We start from the raw sequence: 16,157 nt of genomic DNA on the forward strand, positions 1-16,157 counted from the left end.
ATTGCGGCCGTTGGCGTAAGGACGGCCTACATCAGCCCTGGCTCGCCGTGGGAGAACGGATATGTCGAGAGCTTCAACGCACAGATACGCAACGAGCTGCTGAATGGCGAGATTTTTTACACGCTCAAGGAGGCGCAGATCATGATCGAGGGCTGGCGACGGCACTACAATACGGTTCGGCCGCATGGCGCATTGGGCTACCGGCCGCCCGCGCCAGAGGTGTTCGTGCCAGCTATAGCCGCTTGGCCGGCTGCACCGGCCAAGCTCGCCGTGGTCCAGCGACCGACACTGCACTAACTTTGACCTTGGACCACCTCGTGGGGGCCGATCAGGCGGACCGCCTGCGTGTCGACGATCTCGCGCATTTGCCCTGCGAGTAGATTGAGCTCTCCGATGGCGTAATGAACCAGGCCGGCGGCGACTGCGGCCATGATCAGCAGCGGAACAGACGCCTTGATCAGGATACTGGAGTTTCGCAGCATAGAGGTACCATTTTATACTTCTTAAAGTGCCACAAAGTAATCTACATTACTTAAAATAAGATTAAAATACATTGATTATGCAGATCATGCATCGGAGATTTCGATATCATATTCGATAATAGAATGATGGAAAAGATTACGAGTGTGCACCTGAATATCGTTATTTGCAGATGCGACGACGCAATCAATCGATGCTTAATGGCGAATATCGGTATCCAGGATGCATTCGCGGGACAGGTCACGCTCGATGGCTGGCTGCCTCGGCATCATCATTGGTGTAGCAGATTTGATCGCGGTCACCGTCGCCTCATGGCGCACCGCATGCCTGATCCTTAACATTCAGCGTTGGGGTAAGCTCTCAAGACAGCCGACGCCCTCTTAAGCCTCATGGCAGCTGACGTATCTGACCCATCAACGGTCCGAGACGTGACGCGATCGCGGCCAAGCGATCGGCGATTGCCGAAAACTTGCAGCTTCATCCCGGCTACCGGGATATCCCCTGGAAGAAGCCCGCACCCGAGGCTCTGACGCTGTCTATAGAGATCCAGAAGACTTGCCCCACGGCAATCGCGTTCCGGGATGTGAGACCGCACTCAATCGATGGAGTCCGACGATCCGCGGAAGGCCGCTTTCAGGAGCCGTCATCTCCGTTCCGGCCGTCTCGGTTGGGTCGCGATTGGCCGTGAGCATAGTCACGCTGACAGGGCCCTGTTCCGAGCAGACAAAATCCGGCGCTGAAGCGCTGTTATGCGACCGGCCGCGGGCGTCGGGAAGGGATCCAGACTCGTCAGGGCGGAAACGCGGTGAGCGATTCTGATGGCCTCGTGACGAGTCGAGCCGCCTGCAAGACGCGGCCTGCTGTGAGGCGCGTCATGCGCTCGACGCCACCCTGCGTTGAATCACGATAAGCGCATTGTCCTAAGCACGCGATTCCGAGTGCCTCGAAGCGCTGTATCGCCCGGATATCAACCACCGATAGCCAGATCAACGCGAGTGCCTTTACCTAAAGTAGTCATTATGAATACATTACATTAATGTGGATTAGATTTCATATGCGCCGCGTCTTTCTAAGACGTATAGACAATTTTCGACCGAAATGTGCGGGAGTAGACAGAGAAATGAATAATGATGCGGCCAACGCATGCAACGTCTCCCTCGATTACAGCGCAATGACGGCGAACCTCGTGGCGGCCTACGTGTCTCACAATCGCGTCGCAGCCTCGGAGATGCCGGCGCTGATCGCGACGGCGGCCGCTGCCCTGACCGGCCTTCAGCCCACCGATCCGTCGACCGCGGATGGAGACAGGAAAGCGACACCGGTGATGGTCCGGGCGTCGATCACACGCGAGGCACTGATCAGCTTCGAGGATGGTAAGCGGTACAAGACGATCAAGCGGCATCTGACCGCCTGTGGTTTGACGCCGGAGACGTACCGGGCGAAGTGGGGCCTGCCGAACGACTACCCGATGGTCGCTCCTGCCTACGCGGCGAAGCGATCCAGGATCGCCAGGAGCTTGGCGCAGGGTCGGTCCCAGCGCGATCCCGGTCCGGAAACTGCAGCCGGATAGCTGGCGCATTCCGAAGCTTCGTGCCCAGTCATGAAGTTCGCAAGATATTCGAAAGGTGATGGCTGGCCAGAGTGGTTCTGCCCCGGTCCGCTTTCAGGGGGCAGAAGCATCGGAGCGGACATCGCCATTCGGCCCGCTGCCGATCCTTAACCGATCTGAAGCCGGTGCGATCCCCTTCCGTGATCGGGCGAATAACCCGGCAGGGCACGCCTGCGGCGACGATATTCGGCGGTATGTTCTTCGTGACGAGGCTGCCCGCCCGGACGATGCCGTGATCGCCTGATCCGTGATCTCGGCGGCCTCGCGCAGTCCGGAGACGGTCGCGGGTCCCTGAGCCAACGAGTCCCGTCAGCTGGTGGGGCAGACGGTGGGGTGGACCGCCAAACGGCGGGAAGCTTGTCCACGATCCAGGCCTGCTGGCGGAAGGGGTGGGATTCGAACCCACGGTGGAGTTGCCCCCACGGCGGTTTTCAAGACCGCTGCCTTAAACCACTCGGCCACCCTTCCTGGCAGCATCCGCGACCTCACGGTTACGGCCGCGGCCGAGGTGGCGTCAACAGCAGAACAACCGGTTGACCTCCCGAACCATTCCGCCTATCTCACCGCCCACGCCCGGAGCCGCTCGATGCGCTGCGGGCTCTGCCCCGCCATCTTCGAAACCGGATGCGCAGGGCTCACGGCTGATTGGGGGATAGTTTAACGGTAGAACGGTGGACTCTGACTCCTCTAGTCCTGGTTCGAATCCAGGTCCCCCAGCCACCGCGCCGGCCCGCCCGATCTCCGATCCGGCGGGTTTTTTCTTGCCCGGAGCCCGGCGCATCCTCCTCTGATCCTCAGCGAGGTGTGGGTCTGGCACGGACCGAACAGCGGTCGGCCGTTGACGCGCCGCGGCGCGGCCGCCTAGATCGGTCCATGCGCCGGTGCCAGCCTCTCACGGTTCGAGGGCGCGCGATCATCGGCTTGGTCGCGCTCTACGCGCTGCTGCTCCAAGCCTTCCTCGGCTTCGCCACCCCGGCACAGGCCCGGGTCGATCCGGACGCGGTGATCTGTGCCAGTCACGCCTCGGGTGACCCCGCCGGCCCGGTGGCGCACGCTCATCCGTGCTGCACGCTCGTGCAGGCCGGCGCGCTGGTCCTGCCGATTATCAACCCGACCGCGACCGGCTGGCCCGTCGCCGCCGAGACGCGCCGCGCGTGGCGCCCCGAATCCGAGATCCCGACGACCGGCCCGCCGGCCTCGACGGGCACCGCGCGAGGTCCACCCAAGGCCTGACGATCCCGCTCCCGATCGTTCAGGCCCGGACCTCCCATCATGTCGATTGTTCTCCACGGCGACGCCCCCGCGTACGGGGCGGCCGCAACGCGGCGACTGTCCCGCGACGCCGTCTATCGGGCCGTCTGGCGGTGGCACTTCTACGCCGGCCTGCTCTGCCTGCCCTTCCTGATCAGCCTCTCGGCCACCGGCGCGCTCTACCTGTTCAAGGACGAGATCAACGGCAGCCTGTTCGCGTACCGGACCCGGGTCGCGCCGCAGGCGACGGCGCCGATCGGCCCGGACCGGCTGATCTTCAACGCGCTGCAGGCCGTGCCCGACGGCGCGCCCGTCACCTACATCGACCCGGCCGCGCCGGACGCCGCGGCGCGAGTGACGCTCGCTTCCGGCGACCGCCGGATCCACGTCTACCTGAACCCCTATACCGGCGACGTGCTCGACCGCGTCGACCGTGACCGCGAGCTCATGGCGGTGGTCCGCGGACTGCACAGCCTCGCCCTGGTCGGTCCCCTCGGGAACGCCGTCATCGAGATCGTCGCGGGTTTCGCGATCGTCCTGGTGTTGACCGGCGCGTGTCTCTGGTGGCCCCGCGGCCGAGCGGGCGGCGTCGTCACGGTGCGCGGCGACCCGCGCCGGCGCGTGTGGTGGCGCGACCTTCACGCCGTCACCGGGTTCGTGGCCGGCGGCGGGCTGCTCTTCCTGGCCCTCACGGGCCTGCCCTGGTCGATCTGGTGGGGGCAGGAACTGCGCGCGTGGTCGAACGCCGCCGGCCTCGGGCAACCGGCCGCGCTCTGGGCGAATCGGCCGGTCTCGACGGTGCCGCTGCGCGACCGGCTGGAGGATGCCGGGTGGACCCTGCAGGACGCGCCGGTGCCGCGCTCCGTGCCGGCCGCGGCCGCGAGCGTCGGGATCGACGACGCCGTGGCGATCCTTCGACATCTGGGGATGCCCCCCGGCTTCGAGGTGGCGCTGCCCGTCGGCGCGGACGGCGTCTACGCCGCCGCGATCTACCCGCGCGACGTCACGCGGCAGCGGGTCATCACCCTCGACCAGTATTCCAGCCGCCCGCTGGTGGACGTCCGCTTCACCGATCTCGGACCGGTCGGCCGGGCGATCCAGTACGGGATCGGCGTCCACAAGGGCGAGCACTGGGGCCGTGCGAACCAGCTGGCGATGCTGGGCTTCTGCCTCGCCACATTCCTGCTCGCCGTCACCGCCGGGACGATGTGGTGGAAGCGGCGCCCGGCCGGCGGCCTCGGCGTGCCGCCCTGGCCCGCGGATCGGCGGGTGGCCGCGACCGTGACCGCGATCATCCTCGGCCTCGGAGCGCTCTTCCCGCTGACCGGGCTCGCCATCGCCGCCATGGTCGGTCTCGACCTCGCCGCGGGCCGGCTCCGAAGACGGTGGGCGCGCTGAGCCGGTGCGGGCGGGCGCCGTGCCCGTGCATACGTCTGCGCGCCTGAGACGCGGGCGCCCGGGCCTCCCGGGCGCCGTGCTGATCGCGCTCGCGCTCTGGATCCAGGCGCTCGCGCCGGCCGTCGCGCTCCGGATGGCGCAGGCGGATCGGGGCGCGCTGCCCGGCCAGATCCTGTGCGGGCACGCGCCGGATCAGGCCGGTGACGCAGCGGTCGGCCCGGGCGCGCCGGCACCGGGGTCCTGCGCCCTCTGCGGGCTGTGTCGGGCCGGTGCCGTCCCGCCGCTGCTCCCGCACGCGCCCGGCCTCGCGCGCCGCCTGCGCTGGACGGCGGTGGCGTGGCCGATCCCGCCCCCCGTCCGGACCGCGTCGGTCCCCGCCGTCATCGGCCAGCCCCGAGGGCCGCCCCGCTCCGCCTGATCGCCCGTCCTCCGGGCGGCGCCGCCGCTCGCCCCATCGATCAGACGAGACCTCCGATGACCTCCGACTCCCCCGTCCTGCGCGGCGGCGCCCTCGCGCTCCTGCTCGCCGGAAGCCCCCTCCCCGCCCTCGGCCAGACCGCCGTCACCCTCGAGGAACTCTCAGTGGAGGGCGAGGCCGCGCCCGTTGCGGGCCGGCCCGCCGCGCCGGCCTTCGGCGTGGCGGCGCCGCCGGGCTCGGCGCCCGCGGTGATCGAGCACCCGGTCGGCGAGATCGTCACCGGCATCGGCCGCGATGACACGATCGCGAACCGGCCGGCGACCAGCATCGGCTCGGTCCTGGTGAACAGCCCCGGCGTGACCGTGCGGCAGGGGAACGGCGGCCGCGACGTGGTCATCTCGATCCGCGGCAACAACGCCCGCTCCACCGGCGTGATCAAGAACACCGTCGTCCTAGAGGACGGCTTCATCCTCACCCAGCCGGACGGGGCGGCGCGCTTCGACCTCACGGACCCCCGCGCCTACGGCCGGATCGACGTGTTCCGCGGGCCGCAATCGCCGCTCTTCGGCAACTACGCCACCGGGGGCGCCATCGCGTTCCGGACACGCACCGGGCGGGAGATCGACGGCTACGAGATCGGGGTGGATGCCGGCAGCTTCGGCTACCTCAGCAACTATTTCACCGTCGGCGGCGTCAGCGGCCCGTTCGAGATCAGTCTGTTCGCCAGCGATGTCCGCGCGAACGGCTACCAAGACCACGCGAGCTACGACACGCAGACCATCAACCTGCTCGCGAGCTACACCCCGACGCCGGACAACCGCTTCACCCTGAAGGTGATCAACAACACCCTCGACGCCAACCTGCCCGCCCGTGCGTCCCTGGCCCAGTACCGGATCAACCCGTACCAGCGCGGCTGCGCCGCGGCCGCGAACGCGGCCCCGGGCTGCACCACCTTCAACCTGTTCCGGAACGGGTCCTTCGGCGCGACCGTGCCGGTGACCGCCGACGAGGGCGGCTTCGGGCGCAACGACCGCCGGACCATCGTCGCCGCCCGCTGGGAGCACGACCTCGACACGTTCACCACGTGGCGCACGCAGCTCGGCTTCGACGAGCGCAACTTCGACCAGCCTTTCTACACGACCGCGTCGCGGGGCTCCTACCCGTCCTGGAACTTCCTGACCGACCTGACTCGGCGAGGCGACGTGTTCGGCCTGCCGGCGACGGGCTACGTCGCGCTCGCCTACAACACGATCGACAACCACATCACCACCTTCAACCGGGCCCCCTACGTCGGCCCGCGCCTGGGGGCGCTGATCGGCGATCAGTCGGCGGTGCAGTCCAATCTCGGCGGCCGGGCGCGACTGGAGCTGGGCCTGTCGGACCAGTGGACCGGCATCCTCGGCCTGAGCGCCGAGACCACGGCGATCACCGGGCGCAACGTCGCCTACGCGTACGCGGCGAGCGGCACGACGCGGACGGTGGCGGACGCGAACCGGTCCTTCCTCAACGTCGCCCCCGAACTGGCCCTGGTCTACCGGCCGGACGCGGCCTGGGCGCTGCGCGGCCGGGTCGCCACCGGCTACACCACGCCGGCCGCCAGCAACCTGTTCATCACCCCGGCCGGGCTGCCCGGCAACAACACGCAGCTCCGGACGCAGGAGAACCTCGGCTTCGATCTCGGCGCCGAGTGGAGCCCGGTGACCGATCTCCGCCTGAGCGTGACCGGGTTCTACGAGTTCTTCCGCAACGAGCTGGTCTCGCAATCGCCGGGGGCCGGGCTCCTCGCGTACACGTTCAACGCGCCGGCCTCGGAGCATCGCGGCATCGAGGTCGGCGCCGACTGGGCCTTCGCGCCCGGCTGGCGCGGAACGCTGGCCTACACGTTCGACGACCAGATCTACACCCGCTACGCCGAGCAGCTCAGCGCCGGCAGCCTGAGCCGGTCCTTCGACCGGGCCGGGAACCGGATCCCCGGGGTTCCGGCCCACCAGATCCTCGCCCGCCTCGGCTACGACGTGCCGAGCGGCCCGCTCGCGGGTCTCGGCGCCTTCGTGGAGACGGTCGTCCAGGGCGATTTCTACCTCGACAACGCCAACCTGCTGAAGGCGCCCGGCTACGCGGTGGTCAACGCCAACCTGCACTACGCCACGGAGCTGACGGGCGGCTACGCGAAGCGGCTGAGCCTGTACGTCGAGGTGCGCAACCTGTTCGACACGACCTACGTCGCCTCCGCGCAGAACCTCGCCAACAGCATCAGCGGCACGACCGGACTCCAGAACGGCGCCGCCGCGCTGGCGACCACCACGGGATCGGTCTTCGCGGGTGCTCCGCGGAACATCGTCGGCGGCATGCGGCTGGCATTTTGATAACTGCGCGGCGGCTCGCGCGTGGTGTCGAAGTCGAGCGTGCACTATGCTTCGGCAGTCGATCGCAGGGCGGGGCCTGAGCGCGCGGCGGGGCCGTGGGCGGGGATGTGGCGCGATGGTCCGATGAGGCGGCGAACCGTACTCGCTGGGTTGCCCCTGGCGCTCGCCGGGTGGCCGCGCACCGTGCTGGCGCAGGGTCAGGCCCATGTCGCGGCCCTCTGGCCGTTCGCCGAGGGCGATCCCGAGGGCCGGGTGCTGGCGGAATCGTTTCATGCCGGCCTGCGCGACCACGGTCATCCCGATCAGCGGGTCGACGATCGCTGGACCGGGGCCGACCGCGAGCGCACGCGTCTCCTCGCGACCGAACTGGTGGCCGCACAGCCGCAGGTGATCTTCGCCTACCTCAGCGCGCAGCTCACGGCCGTGGCGGCCCTGACGAAGCAGATCCCGATCGTGTTCGTCGGCGCCTCGAACCCGGTCCGCTTCGGGTACGTGGAGAGTCTCCAGCGCCCGGGCGGCAACATCACCGGCTTCACGCTCTACGAGGCGCCGCTGGGCGGGAAATGGGTGGCGGCTCTCAAGGAGGCTGTTCCGAGCCTCAGGCACGTCACGCTCCTGTCCAATCCGAGCACCGAGATCCGCGGCGAGAACCTCTACGCCGAGCCGTTCCGCGCCACCGCGGCCGCGCTCGGGATCGAGCCGGTGGTGGTGAAGATCGACAAGGCGGCCGAGATCGAGCCCGTGATCGCCGCGCTCGCGCGGCGGGGCGACGGGGGCCTGATCGTTGCCCCCGGCACATTCAGCGAGGCCAACGGCGACCACATCGTCGCGCTCACCACGAGTCTCCGGGTCCCCGCGGTCTTCGCGATCCGGCGTTTCGCCTACCGAGGCGGCCTGATGTCGTACGGACCGGATCCGGTGGAGACGGTCCGCCGGGCCGCCGCCTATGTCGGCCGCATCCTGCGCGGCGAGAACCCCGCGACCCTGCCGGTCCAGGCGCCCACGAAGTTCGACTTCATCGTGAATCTCAAGACGGCCCGCAGCATGGGCGTGACGATCTCGTCGGCGCTCCTCGCCCAGGCGGACGAGATCGTCGAATGACGGCGCCTCGCCCGACAGCCTCCGCGCCGGCCGCGACAGCGCCGCCGCGCTGGTTCCGCCTGCCGCTCGCGGGGAAGTTTGCGGTGGCCTTCGTGGGCCTGGTCAGCCTCGTGCTGCTCATCAACGGCGCCGTCGACCTGACGCTGAACTACCAGGACGCCAAGCGGACCGCGATCGAGACGCAGCGCACCAAGGCGCGCGCCGCCGCCGAGCGCGTCGACGCCTTCCTATCCTCGATCGAGGGCCAGATCGGCTGGACGACGCGCGCCGAGTGGCGGCGCGTCTCCCCCGAGCAGCAGCGCTACGACTTCATCCGCCTGCTGCGCCAGGCGCCGGCCATCACGGAGGTGGCGTACCTCGATCCGGCCGGCAAGGAGCAGCTGCGCGTCTCCCGGCTGGAGCCGGACGCCGTCGCCAGCGGCAAGGATTTCTCGACCTCGCCGCGCTTCACCCAGGCGCTCGCCCAGAAGACGTGGTTCGGCCCGGTCTATTTCCGGCGCGGGTCCGAGCCGTACATGACCGTCTCGGTGGCCCATGCCGGCCGCGACCCGGGCGTGACCGTCGCGGAAGTCAATCTCAAGCTGATCTGGGACGTCGTCAGCGCGATCAACGTCGGCGAGCACGGCTACGCCTTCGTGACGACGGCGACCGGTCGCCTGATCGCGCACCCGGATCTGAGCCTCGTCCTGCGCGACACCGACCTCTCCGGCCTGCCCGAGGTCGCGGCGGCCCTGCCCGGCTCCCGCATGGCGGGTCAGGACTACGAGATCACGACCGGCCTCGACGGCGGCTGGGTGCTGGCGGCCCACGCCACCATCCCGCGGGTCGACTGGATCGTCTTCGTGCAGGAATCGCTGCGCGACGCCATGGGGCCGGCGCTCGAATCCGTGATCCAGACCACGTCGCTGATGGGTCTCGGCGTCCTGCTGGCGGCGGTGGCGGGCACCTTCCTCGCGCGGCGCATGGTCGTGCCCATCCGCGAGCTCGAGGACGGGGCGGAGCGGTTCGGCGCGGGCGACCTGTCCGAGCGGATCGTGATCCGTACCGGCGACGAGATCGAGACCCTCGCGCACCGGTTCAACACGATGGCGAGCCGGGTTCAGGATTCCTACGAGACGCTCGAGGCCAAGGTGGAGGAGCGGACCCGCGACCTCAACCAATCGCTCGACGATCTCCAGCGGGCGCAGAGCCGGCTCGTCCAGTCCGAGAAGCTCGCCTCGCTGGGGCAGCTCACTGCCGGCATCGCCCACGAGATCAAGAACCCGCTGAACTTCGTCAACAACTTCGCGTCGCTCTCGAACGAGCTGGTGGACGAGCTGCGGGAGGTGCTCGAACCGACGACCCTCGACCCGGACACGCGCGCGGAGGTCGAGGAGCTCGCCGGCCTGCTCAAGAGCAATCTCGAGAAAGTCGTCCAGCACGGCAAGCGCGCGGACTCGATCGTCAAGAACATGCTGCTGCACTCGCGCACCGGGTCCGGCGAGCATCGCCCGGTCGAGGTCAACGCGCTGGTCGAGGAGAGCCTGAATCTTGCCTATCACGGGGCCCGTGCGGCGAAACCCGGCTTCAACGTGACCCTCGTGCGCGATTACGATCCGGCGGCCGGCCTCGCCGACCTGTACCCACAGGAGATCACGCGGGTCCTGCTGAACCTGATGTCGAACGGATTCTACGCCACCGAGAAGCGGGCCGCCGACGGCGAACCCGGCTATGCGCCCACGCTCTCGGTCGCCACCCGGGACCGGGGCGACGGCGTCGAGATCCGCGTGCGCGACAACGGCACCGGCATCCCGGACAGCGTCAAGGCCAAGATGTTCGACCCGTTCTTCACCACCAAGCCGGCCGGCGAGGGAACGGGGCTCGGCCTGTCGCTGAGCCACGACATCCTCGTCAAGCAGCACGGCGGAACGGTTGACGTCGCCACGGAACCGGGTGCCTTCACGGAATTCATCATCACCCTGCCGCGGCAGAGTGTTACGCCGGACGCGCCGCCTCGGCCACCGACCTTGGCGGCGACCGAGCCGGCGACCGAGGCGGCGACCGAGACTGAGAGCCAGCCATGAACGTCCTGATCCTCGTCGTCGATGACGAACCCGACGTGACAGACCTGTTCCGGCAGCAGTTTCGCCGCGAGCTGCGCGCCGGACGCTTCGCGATGGCCTTCGCGCACTCGGCCGCGGAGGCCCTGGAGCGGATCAACGGCTCGAACGAGCCGAGCCTGATCCTGATGCTGTCGGACATCAACATGCCCGGGATGACCGGCCTCGAATTGCTGCCCCTGGTGCGCGCGGCCCGCCCCGACGTGCCGGTGATCATGATCACGGCCTACGGCGACGCCGAGACGCGCGAGAAGGTCCGCGCCGCCGGCGCCGTGGGCCTGATCACCAAGCCGATCGACTTCGCCGTTCTGAAGGCCGAGATCGATCGCCGTCTGTCCGCCTTCGCGGGGACCGAATGACGCCCGGCGCCCCGAGCGCCAAGATCCTCGTCGTCGACGACGAGCCGGATCTCGAGGCGCTGATCACCCAGAAGTTCCGCCGCCAGATCCGGCAGGGCCTCGTCACGTTCCTGTTCGCCCACGACGGGCAGGAGGCGCTGGACCGCCTGGCCGAGAGCCGCGACGTCGATCTGGTCGTCTCCGACATCAACATGCCGCGGATGGACGGGCTGACCCTGCTCGCCAAGCTGCAGGAGCTGGCCGAGCGCCCCTCGATCATCATCGTCTCGGCCTACGGCGACATGGCGAACATCCGCACGGCGATGAACCGGGGCGCCTTCGACTTCCTGACGAAGCCGATCGACTTCGCCGACCTCGAGACGACGATCGAGCGGACGCTGCGCCACGTCGAGGACCTGCGCGAGGGGCGGCGGCGGCAATCGCTCGCCGAGCGGGCCCACGCCTCCCTGGCCCGGTACTTCTCGCCGAACCTCGCCGAGCGGCTCGCGGGGGACGCGTCGGGCCTCGAACTCGGCGGCCACCGCCGCGACGTGGCCTCCCTGTTCACCGACATCGCGGGCTTCACCAGCCTGGTGGAGAGCCTCGACCCGGCGCAGCTCGCCGAGATCCTCAACGGCTACTTCGCCGAGATGACCGACGTGGTCTTCGCCCACGAGGGGACGGTGGCCAAGATCGTCGGCGACGCCCTGCACGTCCTGTTCGGCGCGCCGGGGGATCAGCCGGACCACGCGGCGCGGGCGGTGGCCTGCGCCCTCGCCCTGGACGAGGCGGCCGAGGGCTTCCGCAATCGCTGGCGCGAGCGGGGAATCGAGATCGGCGTGACGCGGATCGGCGTCCATGCCGGACCGGCGATCGTGGGCAATTTCGGCGGCGGCCGCTACTTCGACTACACGGCCTACGGCGACACCATCAACACGGCCGCCCGTCTGGAGAACGCCAACAAGGCCTTCGGCACGCGGATCTGCGTCAGCGACGCCGTCGTGATCCGCGCCGGACAGTTCCGCGGCCGCCCCCTCGGCGACCTCCTCCTGCGCGGCAAGCAGACGGCCCTGCGCGCCTACGAACCCCTGACGGAGGCGGCCTGCGGCGACGCGCTGCTCGCCCAGTACCAGGACGCCTACGCCAAGCTCGATGCCGGGGAGGCCGGCGCGCTGGCCGCCTTCGCGGCCCTGGTCGGTCTGCGCCCCGACGACGGGGTGGCGGCCTTCCACCTGAAGCGGCTGCTGAACGGCGGCAGCGGCAGTCGGGTCGAGGTCCGCTGAGTCGCGCGCGCCCGGCTTCCCCGTCGCCCGCCCCGATAGCCCCGCCTTAAGGCAGCGCCTATTACCGTCCGAGGGCGTGCGATCGGAATCCCTCCCGATCGGCGATGCTCGGAACGGGTTCGGACGGGAGACCGGCGGATGAGACGGCGCGACGTCATCGCGGCCCTCGGCGGCGCGGCCGCGTGGCCGGCCCTCGCCGCCGCGCCGGCGAAGGGTCAGCGTCGCCTGGGGATCCTGCTGGTCTACGGCGAGGCGCATCCCGACAGTCCCGTCATCGTCGAGACGCTGAAGGAGAGCCTGAAGCGGGCCGGCTGGATCTGGGGTGAGAACCTCACGGTCGACCTGCAGTACGGCAACGGCGACGCCGAGCGGATGCGCGTCCAGGCGGAGGAGATCGTCGCCCGCGCGCCCGACGTGGTGCTCGCGCAGGGCGTCGTCGGCGCGACCGCGCTCCAGCGGGCGACCACGACGATTCCGATCGTCTTCATGATGCTTCAGGACCCGGTCGGCGGCGGCTTCGTGACCAACCTGTCGCGGCCCGGCGGGAACCTCACCGGCTTCACCAACTTCGACTTCGTCCTCGTCGGCAAGTGGCTGCAGCTCCTGAAGGAACTCAGCCCCGGCGTGACGCGGGCGCTCGCCCTCATCAACCCCGATTACCGGGCGCGCTTGGCGGGCTACACGGCCGAGATGGCCCGGATCGGCCCGGCACTCGGGATCGATGCCCGGATCGCGGGCGTGCACGACGCGGCCGAGATCCAGGCGGCGATCGCCGGCTTCGCCGCCCAGCCCAAGGGCGGCCTCATCGCGCTGCCGGACGCGGTGACCGGGGTGTACGGCCAGCTGATCGTCGATCTGGCGGCGACCCACCGCCTGCCGGCCGTGTACGCCTACGCGGCGCCGGTCCATCTCGGCGGCCTCGCCGCCTACACGACCAGCGTCGAGCAGGACGTGCAGCGGGCGGCGGGCTACATTGATCGGATCCTGCGCGGCGCGGTGGTCGGCGACCTGCCGGTGCAGGCGAGCGAGCGCTTCATCACGCTGCTCAACCTGACGACGGCCGCCTCCCTGGGATTGACCATCTCGCCCTCGCTGATGGCGAAGGTGGACGAGCTGGTCGAGTAGCGGCCGCCGGAACCGGTGCCGGTCGTCGCGGCGGCACCGCCGCGACGACCGCGATGGAGCGGATCAGCTGAAAGCCGGCAGGCGTCCGTCGGGCGAGTAGCGGTCGATGGCCGAGGGCAGGTCGCGCGAGAGGCGCGCCAGCAGCTCGCTCTTGCTCAGGCCGGTGCGCTGCTCCAGGGCCGCGAGCGTGTCCGGTCCGATGGCGCGTTCCAGATCCGCGGTCGGGATGTCGCGGTTCGGCCCGTGATTGATCCAGGACTGGGCCGTCTCGGCGTGACCGCCCTTGGTGAAATGGTCGACCAGCTCGGTCAGGCCCCCGGCGATGAGGCCGCCGACGCCGCCCGCGCTGGCGCCGCCGAGGAGCCGATCCAGGTTCGCCGGGATGGTCGAACCCGTCGCGGGCGGGACCTGCGGCGCCGGCGACCGGGACGCGTCCTTGGCGTGGCCGCCGAGCCACTCGGCGATCCGGTCGCGGTTCTGGTAACCGGCCACGGCCAGCAGGCCCAGCAGGGCGGTCATCGAAGGGTATCCCTTGCTCATCGCGTCGTCCTCTTGAGGCGGGCCCTCGGCCCGGGTGGTACGGCGGTCATCCGCCGCAATGGGTCAGGCCCCGCTCGGGCCCGCGTCGCTCGCGACCGTCCGGCCAGCCAACGCGGACCCATCCTCCGCGCTCCGGCCGGTCGTGATGGCGCGCTTGACCGTCGAGCGGGCGGCGTCGATGGCGATGGCCGCGGCCGACATGGTCCGCGCCTCGGTCGGTCGCTCGAGGGCGTGCTTGGCGATGTCGCCCGCGAGGTCGTCGATCTCCCGGGCGAGGCTCTCGAGACGCGCCGGGTCGGTCGTCTCCTGCGCCTCCTGGCGGATCCTCAGCAGCCGGTCCGTCGCTTCCTCGACGCGCTCCCGGCGCAGGCGCGACAGGCGCTGGCCGATCCAGGCGAGCGCGGAGCCGATACCGCCGCCGAGGAAGGCGAGCAGGTAGATCCAGGTCTCGTAGCGCTCGATAAAACTCTGCTGCTCGCGCTCGTAATAGTCGACGGCGCCGGGATGGATCGGCAGCCGGGCGCTCGTCGCGCCGACGGTCCCGTCATAGGCGGGCGCCTGAAAATAGTCGGCCGCGGGCGTGACGTTGGCCATGGCGCTGCGCAGCTCGAACAGGTGCTGGGTGACGTCGGCCGCCACCGACCGGGCGAGGTTCGCGCGCGCCATCAGGCGGTACGAGGCGCCGACCGTGTGAACCTCCTCGTCGGGCACCTTGGGGCTGCCGCCGAAGGTCTCGGCCGGCATGGTGACGACCTGCAGCCGCGGCAGACGGGCAACGATCGCCTCGGCGTTCTCGACATCCACGAAGGAGATCTTGCGATCGCGGCTGGCTGCCTGGACGAGGCCGACGATCCGCTGCGCCGTCGGCGCGGTCGGCGCGATGACCGAGATCACCGCGTCGACCCGCTTCCGGGCGAAGGCCGCGCCCAGGTCGCTCTCGGCCATCTCGACCAGGGCGACGTGGCGCGGCGGCAGCGCGCCTGCCGGCTCGGTGGTCACCAGCGTCAGACCGTAATGCTCCAGCATGGCGCGGATGAGCGCCTCGTCGGCGTCCCTGTGGGCCAGGATCGCCAGGCGCTTGCGGTCGAGATCGGGGAAGCGGGCGATCCCGGCGGATTCCGGCGACGCGATGATCATCGCCTGGTCGCGCAGGATCGCCAACGTCAGGCCGTTATCCGGAAGCTCCACATCCGGCCGCACGATCGCCAGATCGGCGCGGCCGTCGCCCAGCGCCTCGGCGCTGTCGCGCACGTCGTCGAAGGGCAGGATCTTGAGGCGGATCTCCTTGTGGCGCTTGGCCAGAGCGTCCGCGTAGGCCTGGATCAGGGCCGGCTCGGTTCCGTCCTTCGGGGCGACAGCGATCGTCAGGACGGTGGCCCGTGACGCCCAGTAGGCCACGCCCGCGCCGACGCTCAGCAGGATGGCCAGCATCAGGAAGACGAATTCCTGACGCAGGAAGAGGCTGGCGAAGCGCCGCATCGGCTCTGCTCTCGCGCATCGAGCGGCCAGGCCCGGCACCGTGCCGGGCAAGGGCCTGAGGGCGGCGCCGAGGGGACGGCGCCGCGGGACGGGCTCAGTGCTTGCCGGTGATCTTGTCGGCGACGGACTTGGCGCCGTCCTTGACGTCGCCGACGGTCTTCTGCGCCTTGCCCTCGGCCACCAGCTTGTCGTTGCCCGTCGCCTTGCCGGCCGCCTTCTTGACGTTGCCCACCGCCTCGTTGGCCAGGCCCTTGATCTTGTCGGTCGTGCTGCTCATCGCGTGCGCTCCTTCACGGTCGTGGTGGCGGTCGTACTCGTCGGTCGAGAGGTCCGGTCGGGCGCGCGGCCCACCGGGATAGACGGCCCCCGCATGCACGCGGGGGCTGAGAGGATCACCGGGTGACCGGAGAACGGTCCGCCGACGGTGAGATGGCGGTCAGATGATGGCGACGCCTGGTGGATCAATAGTTCCAAATTACCAGTATAATGAAATTCAGCCACCGGGTCCTTGGAGTGGAAATCCGTTCTCCCGGCCCCAAACAACCGCTTCGGTCCGGCGATGGACTCCGAGCTTCCGGTACAGTGCGGCGCCGTGATTGCGCACCGTGTTGCGCGACAGCCCGAGCTTGCGCGCGATCGCGTCGTCGCTGAGCCCCGAGCAGATCAGGTT

The 16,157-nt window shown here is 69.5% G+C and carries 16 protein-coding genes and 2 tRNA genes; 12 read left to right on the forward strand and 6 right to left on the reverse strand.

Going from position 1 to position 16,157, the window contains the following annotated elements:
• Nucleotides 1–297: integrase core domain-containing protein (locus BM419_RS30275; protein WP_139257167.1), on the forward strand; the 297-nt coding region annotated here is incomplete at its 5' end.
• On the opposite strand, the gene BM419_RS30280 is transcribed toward BM419_RS30275, so the two are convergent.
• Nucleotides 294–482, reverse strand: a complete 189-nt coding sequence (locus BM419_RS30280) for a hypothetical protein (RefSeq protein WP_091928622.1) — start codon at nt 480–482, stop codon at nt 294–296. The genes BM419_RS30275 and BM419_RS30280 overlap by 4 nt on opposite strands.
• Nucleotides 483–1,600: 1,118 nt before the next feature.
• Here BM419_RS30280 and BM419_RS30285 point away from each other — a divergent pair.
• A complete protein-coding gene (locus tag BM419_RS30285) occupies nt 1,601–2,050 on the forward strand; it encodes a Ros/MucR family transcriptional regulator (RefSeq protein WP_244540926.1) in 450 nt (149 codons plus the stop codon).
• Nucleotides 2,051–2,467: 417 nt separating this feature from the next.
• On the opposite strand, the gene BM419_RS30295 is transcribed toward BM419_RS30285, so the two are convergent.
• Nucleotides 2,468–2,557 (reverse strand) — tRNA-Ser (locus tag BM419_RS30295).
• A gap of 178 nt (nt 2,558–2,735) precedes the next feature.
• On the opposite strand from BM419_RS30295, the gene BM419_RS30300 reads away from it, so the two are divergent.
• The 10 genes from BM419_RS30300 to BM419_RS30345 all read left to right on the forward strand — a co-directional run bounded on the left by BM419_RS30300 (nt 2,736) and on the right by BM419_RS30345 (nt 13,468).
• A tRNA-Gln gene (locus BM419_RS30300) sits at nt 2,736–2,809 on the forward strand.
• 201 nt (nt 2,810–3,010) lie between these two features.
• Nucleotides 3,011–3,322, forward strand: coding sequence for a hypothetical protein (locus BM419_RS30305; RefSeq protein ID WP_244540927.1), 312 nt, complete (start codon nt 3,011–3,013; stop codon nt 3,320–3,322).
• A 39-nt stretch (nt 3,323–3,361) separates the two neighbouring features.
• Complete coding sequence (locus BM419_RS30310; RefSeq protein ID WP_091928625.1) at nt 3,362–4,738, forward strand: PepSY-associated TM helix domain-containing protein; 1,377 nt, start codon at nt 3,362–3,364, stop codon at nt 4,736–4,738.
• A 76-nt stretch (nt 4,739–4,814) separates the two neighbouring features.
• Nucleotides 4,815–5,156 carry a DUF2946 family protein gene (locus BM419_RS30315; RefSeq protein ID WP_091928626.1) on the forward strand — a complete coding sequence of 114 codons (342 nt, stop codon included), beginning with the start codon at nt 4,815–4,817 and terminating at the stop codon, nt 5,154–5,156.
• 56 nt (nt 5,157–5,212) lie between these two features.
• Nucleotides 5,213–7,522 carry a TonB-dependent receptor family protein gene (locus BM419_RS30320; RefSeq protein WP_091928627.1) on the forward strand — a complete coding sequence of 770 codons (2,310 nt, stop codon included), beginning with the start codon at nt 5,213–5,215 and terminating at the stop codon, nt 7,520–7,522.
• 123 nt (nt 7,523–7,645) lie between these two features.
• Nucleotides 7,646–8,623: an ABC transporter substrate-binding protein gene (locus tag BM419_RS30325; RefSeq protein ID WP_056527425.1), complete on the forward strand. Its 978-nt coding sequence runs from the start codon at nt 7,646–7,648 to the stop codon at nt 8,621–8,623.
• Nucleotides 8,620–10,686, forward strand: coding sequence for a sensor histidine kinase (locus BM419_RS30330; RefSeq protein ID WP_091928628.1), 2,067 nt, complete (start codon nt 8,620–8,622; stop codon nt 10,684–10,686). The genes BM419_RS30325 and BM419_RS30330 overlap by 4 nt, the downstream gene beginning before the upstream one ends.
• Nucleotides 10,683–11,081, forward strand: coding sequence for a response regulator (locus BM419_RS30335; protein WP_020096377.1), 399 nt, complete (start codon nt 10,683–10,685; stop codon nt 11,079–11,081). The genes BM419_RS30330 and BM419_RS30335 overlap by 4 nt, the downstream gene beginning before the upstream one ends.
• Nucleotides 11,078–12,343, forward strand: a complete 1,266-nt coding sequence (locus BM419_RS30340) for an adenylate/guanylate cyclase domain-containing protein (RefSeq protein ID WP_091928629.1) — start codon at nt 11,078–11,080, stop codon at nt 12,341–12,343. The genes BM419_RS30335 and BM419_RS30340 overlap by 4 nt, the downstream gene beginning before the upstream one ends.
• A 138-nt stretch (nt 12,344–12,481) precedes the next feature.
• The gene (locus tag BM419_RS30345) at nt 12,482–13,468 is read left to right on the forward strand and encodes an ABC transporter substrate-binding protein (RefSeq protein WP_091928630.1); all 987 of its coding nucleotides are present in this window, start codon (nt 12,482–12,484) and stop codon (nt 13,466–13,468) included.
• Between the two features lie 63 nt (nt 13,469–13,531).
• Here the strand turns inward: BM419_RS30345 and BM419_RS30350 are convergent, their stop codons facing one another.
• The 4 genes from BM419_RS30350 to BM419_RS30365 form a co-directional block, all read right to left on the reverse strand.
• A complete protein-coding gene (locus BM419_RS30350) occupies nt 13,532–14,008 on the reverse strand; it encodes a YidB family protein (RefSeq protein ID WP_026605449.1) in 477 nt (158 codons plus the stop codon).
• Nucleotides 14,009–14,071: 63 nt separating this feature from the next.
• Nucleotides 14,072–15,487, reverse strand: coding sequence for a TAXI family TRAP transporter solute-binding subunit (locus BM419_RS30355; RefSeq protein ID WP_020096373.1), 1,416 nt, complete (start codon nt 15,485–15,487; stop codon nt 14,072–14,074).
• 94 nt (nt 15,488–15,581) lie between these two features.
• Entirely contained in the window at nt 15,582–15,764 is a 183-nt protein-coding gene (locus BM419_RS30360) for a CsbD family protein (protein ID WP_091928631.1), read from the reverse strand.
• Between the two features lie 216 nt (nt 15,765–15,980).
• The coding region (locus tag BM419_RS30365) for a response regulator transcription factor (protein WP_139257168.1) at nt 15,981–16,157 on the reverse strand (177 nt) is incomplete at its 5' end.

The sequence above is a fragment of the Methylobacterium sp. yr668 genome, from assembly GCF_900116245.1.
Taxonomy (GTDB): Bacteria; Pseudomonadota; Alphaproteobacteria; order Rhizobiales; family Beijerinckiaceae; genus Methylobacterium.

Excerpts from the sequence above, each read along its gene's own strand:
- BM419_RS30340 (WP_091928629.1), top strand. The coding sequence starts at position 11,078 with ATGACGCCCGGCGCCCCGAGCGCCAAGATCCTCGTCGTCGACGACGAG.
- BM419_RS30345 (WP_091928630.1), top strand. The coding sequence starts at position 12,482 with ATGAGACGGCGCGACGTCATCGCGGCCCTCGGCGGCGCGGCCGCGTGG.
- BM419_RS30355 (WP_020096373.1), bottom strand. The coding sequence starts at position 15,487 with ATGCGGCGCTTCGCCAGCCTCTTCCTGCGTCAGGAATTCGTCTTCCTG.
- BM419_RS30320 (WP_091928627.1), top strand. The coding sequence starts at position 5,213 with ATGACCTCCGACTCCCCCGTCCTGCGCGGCGGCGCCCTCGCGCTCCTG.
- BM419_RS30310 (WP_091928625.1), top strand. The coding sequence starts at position 3,362 with ATGTCGATTGTTCTCCACGGCGACGCCCCCGCGTACGGGGCGGCCGCA.
- BM419_RS30335 (WP_020096377.1), top strand. The coding sequence starts at position 10,683 with ATGAACGTCCTGATCCTCGTCGTCGATGACGAACCCGACGTGACAGAC.
- BM419_RS30350 (WP_026605449.1), bottom strand. The coding sequence starts at position 14,008 with ATGAGCAAGGGATACCCTTCGATGACCGCCCTGCTGGGCCTGCTGGCC.
- BM419_RS30330 (WP_091928628.1), top strand. The coding sequence starts at position 8,620 with ATGACGGCGCCTCGCCCGACAGCCTCCGCGCCGGCCGCGACAGCGCCG.
- BM419_RS30280 (WP_091928622.1), bottom strand. The coding sequence starts at position 482 with ATGCTGCGAAACTCCAGTATCCTGATCAAGGCGTCTGTTCCGCTGCTG.
- BM419_RS30325 (WP_056527425.1), top strand. The coding sequence starts at position 7,646 with ATGAGGCGGCGAACCGTACTCGCTGGGTTGCCCCTGGCGCTCGCCGGG.
- BM419_RS30360 (WP_091928631.1), bottom strand. The coding sequence starts at position 15,764 with ATGAGCAGCACGACCGACAAGATCAAGGGCCTGGCCAACGAGGCGGTG.
- BM419_RS30285 (WP_244540926.1), top strand. The coding sequence starts at position 1,601 with ATGAATAATGATGCGGCCAACGCATGCAACGTCTCCCTCGATTACAGC.